The sequence below is a fragment of the Bacteroides faecichinchillae JCM 17102 genome (genome assembly GCF_000614145.1).
GTDB lineage: Bacteria > Bacteroidota > Bacteroidia > Bacteroidales > Bacteroidaceae > Bacteroides > Bacteroides faecichinchillae.
Genome location: NZ_BAKK01000045.1, coordinates 16,419 through 32,418, shown reverse-complemented (window position 1 = coordinate 32,418; position 16,000 = coordinate 16,419). Strand labels below are relative to the sequence as shown.

The 16,000-nt window shown below is 39.2% G+C and carries 10 protein-coding genes and 2 pseudogenes; 11 read left to right on the top strand and 1 reads right to left on the bottom strand.

The features are described 5' to 3' along the window. Positions 1 to 526 precede the first annotated feature (526 nt). From JCM17102_RS30445 to JCM17102_RS17430, 4 genes and pseudogenes are all read left to right on the top strand, one after another. Positions 527 to 643, top strand: a pseudogene (locus JCM17102_RS30445) (sensor protein KdpD); the annotation flags it as partial. Positions 644 to 662: 19 nt separating this feature from the next. After that, positions 663 to 2,100: pseudogene (locus tag JCM17102_RS28225) on the top strand (sensor histidine kinase). Between the two features lie 189 nt (positions 2,101 to 2,289). Next, positions 2,290 to 2,958: a DUF4840 domain-containing protein gene (locus JCM17102_RS17435; RefSeq protein ID WP_025076077.1), complete on the top strand. Its 669-nt coding sequence runs from the start codon at positions 2,290 to 2,292 to the stop codon at positions 2,956 to 2,958. A 387-nt stretch (positions 2,959 to 3,345) separates the two neighbouring features. Then, positions 3,346 to 5,826, top strand: coding sequence for a glycoside hydrolase family 127 protein (locus JCM17102_RS17430; RefSeq protein WP_245798573.1), 2,481 nt, complete (start codon positions 3,346 to 3,348; stop codon positions 5,824 to 5,826). A gap of 79 nt (positions 5,827 to 5,905) precedes the next feature. Here JCM17102_RS17430 and JCM17102_RS17425 read toward each other — a convergent pair whose 3' ends face one another. Continuing rightward, on the bottom strand, positions 5,906 to 7,714 hold the full coding sequence (locus JCM17102_RS17425; protein WP_025076075.1) for a hypothetical protein: 1,809 nt from the start codon (positions 7,712 to 7,714) through the stop codon (positions 5,906 to 5,908). A gap of 539 nt (positions 7,715 to 8,253) precedes the next feature. Between JCM17102_RS17425 and guaA the strand changes: the two genes are divergently transcribed. The 7 genes from guaA to JCM17102_RS17395 all read left to right on the top strand — a co-directional run bounded on the left by guaA (position 8,254) and on the right by JCM17102_RS17395 (position 15,284). Next, positions 8,254 to 9,561 carry a glutamine-hydrolyzing GMP synthase gene (gene guaA / locus JCM17102_RS17420; protein WP_025076074.1) on the top strand — a complete coding sequence of 436 codons (1,308 nt, stop codon included), beginning with the start codon at positions 8,254 to 8,256 and terminating at the stop codon, positions 9,559 to 9,561. Between the two features lie 371 nt (positions 9,562 to 9,932). Continuing rightward, complete coding sequence (locus tag JCM17102_RS28220) at positions 9,933 to 11,135, top strand: Arm DNA-binding domain-containing protein (RefSeq protein WP_051572981.1); 1,203 nt, start codon at positions 9,933 to 9,935, stop codon at positions 11,133 to 11,135. Further along, positions 11,075 to 11,380 (top strand): tyrosine-type recombinase/integrase, encoded by a 306-nt coding sequence (locus JCM17102_RS32560; RefSeq protein WP_159106356.1) that lies wholly within the window; start codon positions 11,075 to 11,077, stop codon positions 11,378 to 11,380. The genes JCM17102_RS28220 and JCM17102_RS32560 overlap by 61 nt, the downstream gene beginning before the upstream one ends. Before the next feature lie 111 nt (positions 11,381 to 11,491). Further along, the gene (locus JCM17102_RS17410) at positions 11,492 to 12,628 is read left to right on the top strand and encodes a hypothetical protein (RefSeq protein ID WP_025076073.1); all 1,137 of its coding nucleotides are present in this window, start codon (positions 11,492 to 11,494) and stop codon (positions 12,626 to 12,628) included. A gap of 92 nt (positions 12,629 to 12,720) precedes the next feature. Beyond that, a complete protein-coding gene (locus JCM17102_RS17405; protein ID WP_033887025.1) occupies positions 12,721 to 13,038 on the top strand; it encodes a DUF3853 family protein in 318 nt (105 codons plus the stop codon). A gap of 115 nt (positions 13,039 to 13,153) precedes the next feature. Beyond that, on the top strand, positions 13,154 to 13,594 hold the full coding sequence (locus JCM17102_RS17400; RefSeq protein ID WP_025076071.1) for a MalT transcriptional regulator family protein: 441 nt from the start codon (positions 13,154 to 13,156) through the stop codon (positions 13,592 to 13,594). Next, entirely contained in the window at positions 13,587 to 15,284 is a 1,698-nt protein-coding gene (locus JCM17102_RS17395) for a DUF3987 domain-containing protein (RefSeq protein ID WP_025076070.1), read from the top strand. The genes JCM17102_RS17400 and JCM17102_RS17395 overlap by 8 nt, the downstream gene beginning before the upstream one ends. The last annotated feature ends 716 nt before the right edge of the window (positions 15,285 to 16,000 follow it).

Genomic DNA, 16,000 nt, shown 5'->3' with positions numbered 1-16,000 from the left:
GTGTTAATTCACTTTCTGATAAGATTCCTAAAAGCTATGGTATAAGCATAAAAGTAATGTCATAAAGGCTAGATTGTGTTATTGTTATATTCTTCATATAGTTTTTAATATTTGCATCGGATAAAAAGACCAGATGGAAGTTCATTTCTTTCAAGTTTGTATTTATCACCATTTTGTCCTTTTCCATGTTCGTGCATATTCTCAGATAGCCTATATCTAATGCTTTTCATATATATACCAACTAACGATAAAACTTTGCCATTCATTTATAATCAGCCTGTTATCCAGGAGTGTGAATTTGTAATAAGCTTATCAAAAAGGCAAATGTCTTTCATTTTGGAAATTTCAGTTTTTATGTTTTCCGCGCAAATGTTTTTTCAAAATAGAATACTCCTTTTCAAAATGAAAGGGTGCTACGAGGTATAATAAAAGACTAATCTTGATATATGTGATTGATTAATAGTTGATTATCTTTTATCTAACTTTTCTGGCACGCATTTGGCATAATACATGGTAAGTAATTTTAGTTTGCATGGGAACTCCCCAATTAAGATTGCCTAGTGCTATTTTTTCGATAATGGGATATAGAAAATATTTAAATAAATTGTCGCGAGCTAATGTAGATTTGATTATACTTGCATAATATTAATAGTTTGAGTCTTATGAATATAAAGACGAAGTTGATTCTCTGCATCGGAATGTTGGTGGGAATGATAATTTTGTTGGTAACACTTTCTGTTGTGAATCTCCAGATATTGACAGCTACCGAACCAGATAGTCCTGCTGCCATGCCCGGACTAGAGCGTGCTTTGTTGTGGATTTCTATTACAGGAGGTATTTGTATTCTGACAGGATTGTGCCTACTGTATTGGTTACCTCGTTCTATTAGTAAGCCGATCAAGGACTTAAAGCAAGGAATTCTTGAAATAGCCAATCATAATTATGAAGAACGGTTGGAAATGAACAACAATCAAGAATTCCGGGAAGTAGCTGAGAGCTTTAACGGATGGCTGAACGGCTGACTGAATATCGTGCAAGTACACTAGCTGATATTCTTTCTGCTAAAAAGTTTATCGAGGCAATTGTAAATAGTATTGATGATCCGATTATAGGATTGAATATGGATCGTCAGATTCTTTTTATTAATGATGAAGCGTTAAGTGTGGTGAATTTGAAAAGAGAACAGGTGATTCGACAATCAGCAGAAGAACTTTCTTTGAAGAATGATCTGCTCCGTCGGTTGATTCGGGAGTTGGTGACCCCAAGCGATCAAAAGGAACCGTTGAAAATATATGCCGATGATAAGGAGAGTTATTTAAAGCTTCTTACATTCCCATTATAAGCACAGAAGCGGGGCGAGATGAACCTTGTAAACTGGGAGATGTTATTTTATTGAAAAATATCACAGAGTTTAAAGAACTGGATTCTGCTAAAACTACATTTATTTCTACGATTTCTCATGAATTGAAAACTCCAATTGCGGCTATTATGATGAGTCTTCAGTTATTAGAAGACAAGCGTGTAGGGGCATTGAATGATGAACAAGAGCAACTTTCTAAAAGTATTAAGGAAAATAGCGAGAGGTTGTTGGATATTACAGGGGAATTGTTGAATATGACTCAGGTGGAAGCTGGAAAACTGCAAATGATACCGAAAATAACTAAGCCGATCGAGTTGATAGAATATGCGATTAAGGCAAATCAGGTACAAGCGGATAAGTTTAATATTCAGATAGAAGTAGAATATCCGGAAGAGAAAATAGGAAAACTTTTTGTTGATAGCGAAAAGATAGCATGGGTATTGACTAATTTATTGAGCAATGCTATCCGTTATTCCAAAGAAAACGGTTGTGTTATTATTGGTGCTAAACAAGAGGGAGAGATTATCGAACTTTATGTTCAAGATTTCGGCAAAGGTATTGATCCACGTTATCATAAAAGTATTTTCGACCGTTATTTTCGTGTGCCGGGTACAAAAGTTCAGGGTAGTGGGTTAGGATTGTCTATATCCAGAGATTTTGTGGAAGCGCATGGTGGTACATTGACAGTAGAAAGTGAATTTGGGAAAGGAAGTCGCTTTGTGATGCGATTGAAGGCTTGATAGAGAGACAAATCTTTTGTTACTAATTTTATGTAAGTTCTTAAATCTTTTTAAATTAGAGTTCTAATAATATAAACTGAATCGTTTTGTTTTTTTAACGTATTGTTGTGCAGCATTATTTATCATGTAGCATTTATAAAGTGTAAAGCGACTAACTATTTGGAATATTAAATTTTAAAACCTGACATTATGAAAGAATCATTTGCATTTAAAAATCTATTTGTATCAGCAGTGGTACTTAGCTGTTCTTTAGGATTTACATCTTGTAGTGATGATGACGAAATCCAATTTGTTCCACCAATTACTCCACAGGTTATGTATGGTGGTTTTGATGGTAAGATGATTACTATATCAGCAAATCCTCTTAAAACTGAAAATGGGGATCAGGATGACTCCCCAGTAGGAATAGATATTTCCGCTAAAGTGGATAATGATACTGTATATTTCGATAAGTTCCCTATTAAAGATATCGTATTCTCAATTATTAAAGATGAAGAGAAAACAAATCAGATTCTTGAAGCAATAGGGGATGTAAAATATAAAGTTGGTTATGAAGCTCGATTGAATGCTGCAAAAGACAGCGTTCGTTTTACTCTAGATCCTAAATCTTTGAATTTGGAGTTTGCGATTCCTGAACCTGCTCCTAAAGAAGGTGAAGAAGTTACCCCAATTAAAGTGGAAGTTAAAATATCTGCAGTAGAAGAATTTGTTAATAGCTATGAGCTCAGTAGTACAAATATGAAGTTCAAGTTTAGAGCGGATGAAGTTATATTAGGTGAGGGTGAGAAAACAATACCTGTTGAATTCGCCCCTACTGTTTTTGATTTCGATATGAAAAAAGCAAAAGGTGAAAAATAAATAACATTGTTTGTATGTGTTAGTCCTTTGCTATTTATAAATGAAGGGGGTATCCAAGTTTTTGGGGTACCCTTCATCTTTTGTAAAAGTCCGAACTTCCCTAAGCTCTGACTTTCTTATTTGTTCTAAAAGTATCATCTTAGAACGTGTTGATCAATAGTGGAAATATTAATCTTTCATGCGCATTGGTATATAGAGAAACTTCTTTATATGATTTTCATATCTTTTTCTTTGTAAATTCTTTCAAATTACACTTTATCTATATTTATAGTATAAGAGATTAGAATCTATCTGGAAAAAAGGTGTATTTTTGCTACATACTTTGTATGGGATTGTGATAGTATTCTTAATCAGCAATTCCTTTACTATAAATAAATTAAATTATATATGGAGAGAAAACTGCTTAAATGGATGTATTGGGGAATCTTATTACTGTTTGCATCTTGTGCTTCTATGGTAAAAAAAGAAAGTGTGGAGATATTGCAATCTGTTCCTTTTCATCAAGTGCATTTGGAAGATGACTTTTGGTTACCTCGTTTGAAGACTCAGAAAGAGGTGCTTGTTCCGTTTGCGTTGGAGAAAACTAAGCCGGCTATGGATAACTTGAGGAAAACTGGTAATTTCTTGAAAGGAATCAAAGATGAATTACCTTTTCCACATCGTTTTATTGCTTCTGATTTGTATAAGGTGATGGAAGGAGCTGCTTATCTGCTTATTCTGGAGAAAGACTCAGTGTTGGAACATACGATGGATAGTATCATTGATTTGATTAGTGACGCGCAACAGGAAGATGGATATTTGTATGAATCCCATACAACAGGTGTGGCAGCTCAGCATAAGGATGAAATGGGAGAAAAACCTTATTCATGGGTTGTTCATAGCCATGAACTTTACAATATGGGACATATGTATGAAGGAGCAGTAGCGTATTATCAGGCAACCGGCAAAGATAAGTGGCTGAAAATTGCAAAGAAAAGTGCCCGTCATATTAATCATGTGTTTTTTGAAGGCGATCCGAACTATAATAATGGCAAACCTATTAATCAGGCACCGGGACATGAAGAGATAGAATTAGCGTTGGTTAAACTGTTTCAAGCTACAAATGATTCGCTTTATCTGCAAATGGCTAAGAAGTTTATAGATATACGTGGAGTGACCTATAAACCTGAAGGAGAAGGAGTGATGTCACCGGATTATGCCCAACAACACTTGCCGGTACGTGAACAAACAAAAGCTGTCGGACATTCAGTCAGAGCTACCTATCTTTACGCTGGTATGGCTGATGTACTTGCTCAAACAGGCGATGAAACTTTAAAACCTGCTTTGGATAGAATCTGGGCTAATATTGTGGACACCCGAATGCATATTACTGGTGGTTTGGGAGCCATTCATGGAATTGAAGGTTTCGGACCGGAATATGTGCTACCGAATAAGGAAGCATATAATGAGACTTGTGCAGCAGTAGGGAATGTGATGTTCAACTATCGTATGTTCATGGCCGAAAAAGATGCTAAATATATTGATGTCGCAGAAGTTGCATTATATAATAATGTCTTGGCAGGGGTGAATCTTGAAGGCAATAAGTTCTTTTACGTCAATCCGTTAGAAGCAAATGGAACTAAAGGCTTCAATCAAGGTAGGAAAGGTCGTTCACCCTGGTTCGATTGTGCATGTTGTCCTTCTAATATTGCCCGGCTTATTCCTCAGATAGCAGGGATGATGTATGCACATACTAGTGATGATATTTATTGTACGCTATATGCTGGCACATCTACTACTGTTCCTTTGAGTGCGGGTAAGGTCGATATTAAGCAAGAAACAAACTATCCGTTTGATGAATCAGTACGTTTTGAGATATCTCCGGAACGTGATGGACAAACTTTTGCAGTACATTTTCGTATACCTACATGGGTGACTAGCCAATTCGTTCCCGGCAAGTTATATGGCTATCTCAATAATGAGAGTGCTGATTGGGAGTTGATACTTAATGACAAAAAGGTTTCTGCTCAAATAGAAAAAGGATTTGTTACTATCAATCGTGACTGGAAAAAAGGGGATCGGATAGAGCTTAAATTACCTATGCCTGTTCGTTATAATACGGCTATTCATGAAGTGGAAGCAGATCGTGATCGTGTATGCATCACTAGGGGACCTTTGGTTTATTGTGCGGAAGCTATTGATAATGCTGCATTAGTGAGTAGCTATGTGGTGAATGCTTCAGAGAAAGAGATTGTGCATAAAGAAACTGAAGGGGTACTCAAGAATATTGATCTTGTCACGATACCGGCCACTTCTATCTCTGATTCCAATATTCAACAGCTTACTTTAGTTCCTTATTATGCTTGGGATAATCGTGGAGATGATGCAATGATTGTATGGTTCCCTCGAACAGAGGATTTAGCTCGAGCGTCTGTTCCTGTTATATCTGAATATATTTCTAAAGTGAACACATCTCATACGTTCGAATTGGATAATATGTATGCTATGGTAGTTAATAAATATCCCGATAGTTCATCGGATACTTCTATTGAACGATGGACAAGTTGGCCGAAAAAAGGGGAAAAACAATGGGTAGAATTAGAACTGAAAACTCCTCTTAATTTACAAAGCCTGTCGGTCTATTGGTATGATGATAATGGTGGCGTGCAAATCCCAAAGTCTTGGAAGCTGGAGTATAAAAATGATGGTAAATGGAATGATTTTCCATTGTATGTAACTGATGAATATGAGGTACAAAAGAATCAGTATAATATGGTACATCCCGGGAAACCGATAATCACTGATGCACTTCGTTTGCAAATACAATCAAGACCAGACGCAGCTGTAGGTATTTTAAGTATTGACATTGAAGAAGTGAAATCAAAGTGAATGAAAAAAGTCAGCGACTAATGCATTTTGATAAATAAGTTATAAGATGGCACTATACATAAGGGTTTGTGTAGTGCCATTACTTTTGCCAGTCAGATGTATAAACATAATTGAAACGTCCTCCGGGAGCGACATCTCCACTGACATAAAAGTCCATGATATTTCCTTCGTCCTGCATATTATCACACCATTTGAATTCTATATTGACAGAGGAATCTAACCCCAGTAATTTCTTTTCTATTGCTATTTCGAGTATATTCTCTTTAGCAAAAAATGTCCCTTTACCGATAGGGCTCCATATCCATTTATTCTTATCACATTTTTCAATAATTACGTTCTTTCCGGTAGGAGTCTGGTGGTTGATTATATAGTCGTATCCATTCCATCCTGTATTTTTATTTCTATCCGCATCAATGAACAACATCATCCAATTCGGATCTTTGCAGGAGGTCAGTGTTTCAGCGGTTTCTACATAAAAATAGATATATTTATCATCATGAGTTACTTTTGCACCGATTATATCGTTACGCCCACTTGCATCCTTATAATAGGTATTATACCTGCCGGCACAGTCTCTATGCACAGTGTTTCCTTTGTAAGATGTGTAATAGGGCCTCACGTCTTCCCAACTTCCTTGTTTCCCAAGTTTGATCGTTTTAGGAACTGAAGGCTTTTCTGGTTTATCCATTCCTTTAAATTTTCGGATGTTATCAACAAGTTGCAAATAGTAGACATCTCCTTTGTCTCCCCAACCTTTATTAGGTTCTATATCACGACTGCAATTCCAATTATATTGATCGACGAAAGAAAATGGTTTACCTGTCCAACCATGTTCCGGTAGCCACATACCTGCAATATATTCATTCCAACCAGTTACGAATATTAGTTCAGGATCTAATTCATGAGCTCTGTCCCATTGCTCTTGGAAATTCCAACCATATAAGTAGCCATCTACGCGAGGATCAACTCCTTTACTTACCGTAAAACTCCTACCATAAGCATTTGGTAAATTGAAGGCACTGCAATGCCCTTTACTTATAGGATTTGCATTTTGAGCTACTCCGACTGTTACTTGTTCGAAGCTGTGGTTGTCTGTTGCCACATAACCATGCTGCGGATACATTTCCAACCATCCCCATTGATCTTTTCTAGTCGGTCCATTGACATAATCCGGTTGGCCTGGGCGGAAGGTGAAAAAGCTTGCGATTTCTTGATCAGTTTTGTCGGTTGTTAAATTATCCGGGTAAGCCATGATACAAGGTTTCCCTTTCCATATGAACCATAAGTCGCTATATCTGTTAGGCTTATAAATATCTCGATAAAGTTGGCGAAGAGAGACTAAAGAATGGGGAGCGGGTCCAAAAGGCAACATAAAAGCAATCTTCGGAACATTTACCCCATCTCTACGAGCTTGTTCCCAGGTTTTCATCAAAGCTTCATAAGACTCTTCCCAAGTAAAACTCCCGTTTGTACAATCAAAGAAGACTACATCTACTCCTGCGTCAGCCAACAGTTCTGCATGTTTACGCAACACCCAAGGATCTGTCGTTCGATAATAACCAAACAGTGGTTGTTCCCAATAAAAGAAGCCTGGTTTATTCTTTCCCCATGCTGGATGATCATATGAAGCCATTGCTTCCGGATATTGACGAACGATTTCAGTTATATTTTTAATAGGATATGTCGTGTCATCTATGCCTTGATGCCAAGTCCAGTAGAATATAGCTACATATTTATTTTTCTTTTTATCCCCGGTGTCTTTATATTCTTTGACCTTTCTTCCGAGTGCATCGGTAGCAGCCCAGTTATCGCTATTGACTGTTGGATTTTGAGCATACGTTGTAGTGGCTAATATTGCTCCTAAAATTAGGATTAAACTGTATTTCATGATAGTATTAGATTTAAAGGAGTAATATATAAATCTTATCATTATGATTTGAATTATATACCAAGGAAATCTTTTGTTTTCTATGGGGCGTAAAGTTATAATAAAATGAGTAGTTTTCCAAATTTGCTAATTGTTTGTTGTCTAACGGTTCAATATTTATGTAAAACATTCATTTCATACAGAAATTCTTTTATCCTGCTTTAAAATTAAGATCTATCGAAGATCTTAATTTGTAAAGAAGTAAGGTACTAGGATTTGATTGCGGAGCTCATGATTAAGAGATATTACTAAGTTTTTGTTTACCAGTTTTTATTTTGCTTGATTCTTGCTTACATGTCTGTTTATCAGCAGTAAATGCGTTGTTATAACATGAATAGTTTTAGAAGACCTATAAAGAAATGTTTCATTCAATTAAATTTGAAATGAAACTTTGCAGAATCAATACATTGCTACAATTTTGAAAATCTTTATATTTGCGGATAATTTGGAAATAAAGTCAAACTATTGGCAATAAAATAATTTAAAAGAACCAGAATCAGATGAAACAGGACATGATTGTTATCCTTGACTTGGGTAGTCATGAGAATACGGTATTAGCTCGCGCTATCCGTGCATTAGGAGTTTATAGTGAGATTTATCCTCACGACATCACAGTGGAAGAACTAAAAGCATTACCCAACGTAAAGGGTATCATTATCAATGGTGGACCGAACAATGTGATTGATGGTGTTGCTATTGACGTAAATCCGTCTATTTATACGATGGGTATTCCCGTCATGGCTGCCGGTCATGATAAAGCGACTTGTGCAGTGAAACTTGCGGAATTTGTAGACGATATCGAAGCTATTAAGGCTGCTGTAAAATCATTCGTTTTCGATACTTGCAAAGCTGAGGCTAACTGGAATATGACTAACTTTGTGAACGACCAGATCGAGTTGATTAAGCGTCAAGTTGGTGATAAGAAAGTATTGTTAGCTCTGTCAGGGGGAGTTGATAGCTCTGTAGTAGCTGCTCTGCTTCTAAAAGCAATCGGGGATAACTTAGTTTGTGTGCATGTAAATCATGGATTGATGCGTAAAGGTGAATCTGAAAATGTAGTCGAAGTTTTCAGTAATCAATTGAAAGCAAATCTTGTCTATGTAGATGTAACAGACCGTTTTTTGAATAAATTGGCAGGGGTGGAAGATCCTGAACAAAAACGTAAAATTATTGGTGGAGAATTTATTCGTGTATTTGAAGAAGAAGCACGTAAGCTGGATGGTATCGACTTCTTAGGTCAGGGTACTATTTACCCGGATATTGTGGAAAGTGGAACAAAGACTGCTAAAATGGTGAAATCTCATCATAACGTAGGTGGTCTTCCCGAAGATCTTAAATTCCAGTTAGTAGAGCCATTACGCCAATTATTTAAGGATGAAGTTCGCGCTTGTGGTTTGGAGTTAGGTCTGCCTTATGAGATGGTTTACCGTCAGCCTTTTCCGGGTCCCGGTTTAGGTGTCCGTTGTTTAGGTGCTATCACACGCGATCGTTTAGAAGCAGTACGTGAGTCTGACGCTATTTTGCGTGAGGAATTCCAAATTGCCGGCTTAGATAAAAAGGTATGGCAATACTTTACCGTAGTACCTGATTTCAAATCTGTTGGTGTGCGTGATAACGCCCGTTCTTTTGATTGGCCGGTTATTATTCGTGCTGTCAATACCGTAGATGCGATGACAGCTACTATTGAACCGATAGATTGGTCGATTTTGATGAAAATCACAGATCGCATTTTGAAAGAAGTGAAGAATGTAAATCGCGTATGTTATGATATGTCGCCGAAACCTAATGCGACTATAGAGTGGGAATAAAAGAATAAAGAATCACCTTCTGAATGTGATATGTACCCTCGAAAGTTAAATATGAAGACTTTCGGGGGTATTTTTATAAGAAAAAGGCACCCAAGAGTGGAAGCCTCTCAAATGCCTTATTCTTTTATTAAGTAGCGGGACCCGGGATTGAACCGGGGACCTCATGATTATGAATCATTTAGGATGATTTTTTATGATTATTCTTGCACTTTATATTTGCTTGTTAATCAAATATTTGCTATTTTTGTGATGCCGTCTGATTGGAATTGATTTTAAAAAAATGGAGCTTTTTGTGTTCCCGTTGTGTTCCCACTTGTGTTCTCGGATGAGTGATTATAGTATTTTGTTTAAATGTATAAAGGAGGAAAACTATGGTTGAAAAAAGTAAAGAGTATATAAGTTGTTTGGCTAATGATAAGGTTGGTATTTGTGTAATAAGTTTGGTCTTGGATAGAAGGCACCTAAAGAGTGATAATAAATACCCTATAGCTTTACGATTTACTATAGATCGGAAAAGGTTGTATTATTCATTAGGGGAAAAATATACAGAAAAAGAATTTGATGCTATTTGTAGAGCAAAGAATACTGGTCGTAGAACCAGTACAAAAAATGAAAGGGAAACGAATTTTGAACGTAAAGTGCAATTAGAACGAACATTCAAATCTTATGTTGATATAGTGCAGGATTTGGATAAAACTGCTAAATTAAGTTTGGCTATGATTATGACCCGATTGACAGGAAAAAATGAAGAAGATTCGTTTCTGCAAATTTGGGATGATATTGTTAGAAATAGATCTGTGGGAACTGCGGACAGTTATGCAACAGCAAAAAAATCATTTATCAAGTATGTTGGTGTAATATCAGGCTTTAATGTATCTAAGACTTTGATTGAAAAATGGATTAAAGGTATGGAAAATGATGGATTTACGAAAACGACTATTGGAATATATCTGAGAGCATGTAGGGTTGTATGGAATGAGTGTACTCAGAGAGGTTTTCTTAGTGGGAAAGAATATCCATTTGGTAAAGATAAAACTTTAATCACTATACCTACAGGTAGTACGCGGAAGAAAGAATATTTGAATGTAGCACAGATGACGGAGTTGTATCAAGTATTTATTAATAAGCAATATCCAGAATCGTGGCAGAAGGTTTATAGAGAAAAGGTACATTTTTCTTTAGGTTTATTTTTGTTACAGTATTTGTGTAATGGCTTTAATTTGGCAGATGCTGCACGGTTGAGATATAATGATTACTATTTTTTTAGCGGTAAAAAGGCGTTTCAATTTATGCGATATAAAACTAAAGATAGAAGTGAAAATAATAGTGAAGTCGTGATTCCAATTATTGAGCCTTTAAAGAATATTTTGTCGGAAATCGCTGCTCCAGAAGAAAAAGGTGCTTTGGTGTTCCCTTCTATATTGAAAGGTGAGACTGATGAAATGGCCATTCGTAAAATGATAGCATTGGAGAACAGCAATATTCAAGACCGTATGAAGAAGTTGGTCGTTTTTTGGGGTGGGAGATTTTTCCGAGTAGTACATGGTGTAGACACTCTTTTGCTACCAATCTGACTCATGCCGGTGTACCAATAAACTATATCAGTGAGAGTATGGGGCATTCTCATAATGAAAGTGTAACCGCACGCTACATAGATATTTTCCCTCATGAACAGCAGGTGTCATATAATAATAGGTTGTTGGATATTTCGTCTGATGATAGGTCTGACCTGACAGAAATTCTGAAATCCCTTAGTCCAGCAGAATTGAATAGTATTTTGGATGCTGTAAGACATAAAAACTCCTTGAGTAGGCTATAAAATACATGATTGTGGCTATTTTTGACAGTGCGGACGATATGGTGTGATTATATTTTTGCTATATTTGGGGCGTTCTCTAAAAATGGTGATCGTTTTTAAAAATTTAAAGATATGGAAACCGCATTTGGCTATATTGCTTGCAATGCATGTAACTACATGTTATACGCTGCGAGTAGACGGCTTTCTTTGGCTACTGTTACTGCATTAGGGAAAGTAACTGAGAAAGTAACTGACTTCGTTTTTGATGCCGCTGTAAGCACTGCTTTGATTATCACAAGTGTGAGGATACGGAATAAACTGTCCGCTGTGTCTAATTCCAAGACTTCCAAGGCATCCTCTCCGGATGATTCTTCCTGCAAGAGTCGTACATCTGAAGGAAACGGTTGTCATACGAATGTTTATACTACAGTCTATGTAAACCAGATCAATGTGACGAATACCACGAATATTACAATCAATTCCGCTGACAGCCCCCATAAAGAGGACGTGCGTTTTTCCGAAAACAATCATACGGAAACATCCCGTGAGCCTTTGTCAGAGGATACGGTCGCCGCTTCCGGTTCATCTGTCTCTCAAGATTCCGAAACTATGAGTCCCCAGTCATCCGGAAATCCAGCTTCCGGGGGGGCTTTTTCGGGCAAACGACAACCCGTTGAGTCCTCCGTTGCCTTTTCCACTTCCACTTTTTGCCTTTCTCTTGATGAAGGGGTTATCAAGGAATTGTTCGATAAAATGCATGGCAAGTACTTCCATAAAAGGACATCCCTGGAGCAGTTTACCTATGTGTTGACCGGTAAAGGTAAGAAGCCTGAAGGTGTCATATCCATTGAATGGATTGCCTCTCCCAGGAGCTTCTCACTGTTCATCGGCATTGTATGTGCTCCTTACCGTGACAAATGGAAAATATGCAAGGGACTCTTTACCGGGAATATAAACAAGAATCCCTCATGTGACTTCAATAGGATGGTCAGTCATGATTTAGTGAAAAACAACAAGGTATCTTCTACACTAAAAGAGAATGCCCGCTTTATAAGTGAAAAGGATAATGACTTGAAATCCTTCTTGTGCTTCTTTCCGGATTCCCAACCTTCTGAAACCATCTTTCCATTTTTTCTTTATCCGCCCCTCTTGTCCTTTCCCGGACAAGGGGATTTTTTGTTTTTCTGCAAATTATTCCTGCTATTTTTAAGCTATCTCTCTGCTATATTCCTGCTATTCCAAATATCTCAATTATATCTTTGTAAATAGCTGTAATTCAATTCGTTGTATTTGAATAATCTCTATATTTGCTCCCGCGATTCAAGCTTGATAAGATTTTATTAATTAAAAAAACATATAAAATGAAAAGCGAAAATAATATATCTGATATGCTTAACAAGCCTTTGTTCCAGGCCACAGTTTCCGACCTTGTCGAAGTGTTCAAGCTCTGCGGGTGTACCGGTGAGCATGAGGTGGTATCTTCCGGTGCCCCTTCCGTCAAGAAGAATTATGTATACGGCCTTTCCGGTCTCTCCAAGCTGTTCGGCTGTTCAGTCTCCACTGCCCAGCGTATCAAGAGCAGCGGTATTCTGGACAGTGCCATAGTGCAGCACGGGCGTCTCATCGTGGTTGATGCTGACCTCGCTCTGGAGCTTGTGAAGGCTTATCACCGACAATGACACCTCTCCGTTCTCCGGCTTTCACATGAGGGAAAGCATGCCGGCTATCTTTCTCCAGTGGCGGTCGGGGTATCGAATCTGAGTGTATTATTATAACCAATAAATAATTAATATTATGAACATTAAAAGAATATTCCTAATGGAACTTGGCATGGCTGTCATCGGTCTTGCCGGTATATTGGCCTATAAGAGGTCTGTAAAGAGATACGGTCGGATAGTGGAAACACCTGCCGTAATTGATAAGGTGGGAAATGATGCGGAAGAGCTTGTGCCATCACAGGTTCCCCTCTCTACCAAACGTACCAGGAGCAGAACAAAAGTCACCCGTGGCATGGTGAGAGAATGGTATCTGGCGTCGAAGAAAGGGATGACCCATAGGGAAATCGCTACCATGTATGTCGTCTCATTGGTAACCGTGGACCGTCATCTGGCAGATGTCAACAGAAGGCAGGCCGTCAAAAACGTGAAGTCTCCGGTCTGTCTGACAGTCCCGACGGACGATGCAGTAATTAAACAAGATTTATCAACTTTAAAAAATCACATTGATTATGAGTAGAAATTTTTCAAATGCAAGTGCCCCTTCCACCATTAAAGCGAGAGCGAGTGTAGGACTGTGTGGAGTAAGAGGGAGCTATGAGGGCACCGTTTCATCTTTCTGGAAAATCGGTGGTCCCGTTGTCGGCATCACGGTTGCAGTCGGGCTGTTCGTATTGCCCGAAATCAGGAAGAAGTTGGGAAAGGCCAGGATTGAGAACGAGAAACAGAAAAGCGTAATTAGGAAGGATGAGGCATGCGAGAACAGCAGGATCAAAAAGGACGAGGTTGAACAGCAGTGCGACCTTGACATCCGGAAAGCAAAAGGGCTCAGCCAGGTAAAGATTGACGAGACGCGTGCTCTGTTTGAAATCCGTCGGGAGTTCGGTCCAATGGGGAAAAGTACGGGGCAAGAGCAGAACCCGCACGAAGATGTCAGTCTTGGAGAATGGCTGCAATGGTTCAACCGGGAATTCCCCATGCCGTGCCACTCTGCCATCCCCCACATCAGTACCATTCTTGACGGCTGTCCTGAAGGTTTCAGGCCTGCCATGCTCTTCCATCTGCTCGGTGGCTACGGTGCACTGGCCTTCTCAAATGTACGGGCAAGATATCTGGATGGACGGTATCATTCACCCAGCCTGCAGGTGATTATCGAGGGTGGGCAGGGTTCAGGAAAGAGTGTGTTCAAGGACGTGTATGAGCAGGACCTCTTTCAAAGGGTGGTCATGGACAACAGGCTAAAATCCAGAACCGGCAGGACAGACCGGATTGTCCAGATAGTGGGTACCGACATTTCAAAGGCAAGGCTGATGGAGGTCATCGCCAACAGCCGGGGTCTTTCCCTCTATGCAATGGAAACGGAGATCGACACCATACGGAAATCCGCTTCGAAAGGTGGTGGATTCTCGAGTGACCTGCTACGCAAGGCATTCTCCGGTGAGGCCGTCTCCCTGGACAACAAGCATACCCGTGATGACTGCCGCGGTGATTTTTCTGTCCGTTTGAACTATACCTTCACCGGTACTCCCGGAGCTGTCAGACGCTTCTTTACGGATGAGGACTACGAGAACGGCACCGCCTCCCGTATCTGCTTCTGCGCGATTCCCGAACAGGACCGTTCAGTTCCCGAGTTCGATCTGCCGGAGGGTGAGGAACTTGAGAGAATGCGCGACCAGTTAGGGGAATGGCGGGAGAAATACTGCCTCAGGACTGCGGAGGATGGCACGGACATTCCCGCCGACGAGTATCTTACCGACCTCTCCTATGTACATGGCCCGCTGGGCAACTGGATCGGGGAACAGAAGAAGGCTGATGACAGGATGAGGAGAATGGTCTCCCCCCGCATGGCCACCATTGCCTTCCATGCCGCCATCGTGCTGCACATGCTCGCCGGAGAGCCGGGAGAGGACAATCCGAAGATGCGCAAGGCAGTCTGCAAACTGACCGTATATATTGCCAACCACTGCATGGAACGTTTCCTCCACAAATACTATAAGGGAGCATATCCGGTGATGGAGAAAATGGCCGGCTTACCCCTCAGACGTAAGCTGACGGACGAGGAGATTGAATGCTGGTATCCTCTATGGCATACTCCCGGTGAGGACGGCCAGCCGTTGGGATACGGGAGGATAGCAAAGATGATCGGAGTGGACCGGGACAGCGTAAAAAATGCTTTCAAAAGATATGAGAGAAGAAACGGTTTGAGATGAAACGAACCAAGGAGGGTATACGAAAGGTGCCCTCCTTTTTCTTTTTTCAGGGGGGTAAATATCATTCGCTGGTGGGTAAACTCTATATTTCAGGCGGGTAAACGTTCAAAATACGGTTCCTTGAAAAATACAACATGATACGACTTTTTGAATTGAATATTAATTGGTTAAGCGATGAAAAACTATCTATCCCTAGAGTGTGTAAAACGCTACCCACCTATATATAATATAAATATAAGAAAAAAGACTGTCTTTTCATGCCCAACAGAACGGGTATAGTATTATATGATATATGAAATATTTTACATTATTCCATTTTCCAAGTAGCCATATAACCAACACTTCATCCCAAATCCGTACGGGTAATAATGAATAGAGTGGATGAGTGGCCAATACAGAGTCCGGTTACCGGATTAGTTTCTGTACTGATACTGAGATAACCCTTCTACCGATGCTGAACTTATATCCTATACTCATCGCCTCTTTATGACCAGCTGTTGTATGTTGTATTAAGTATTGGTCAGTACAGCAGCAAAGAGTTATGATATCCTTACCGGCTGAATGATTATAAAGCGTATATCCCCTCAGTTTCATACCTTAATACTTCAAAGGCAAGGGACATGAACGGACAATGTATATGTCAACTTTAAGGGTGTAAATATAGCTTTCAGGGGTGTAAAACGTTCAAAATATCGGTTGCTGAGGAGGAGGTAGTT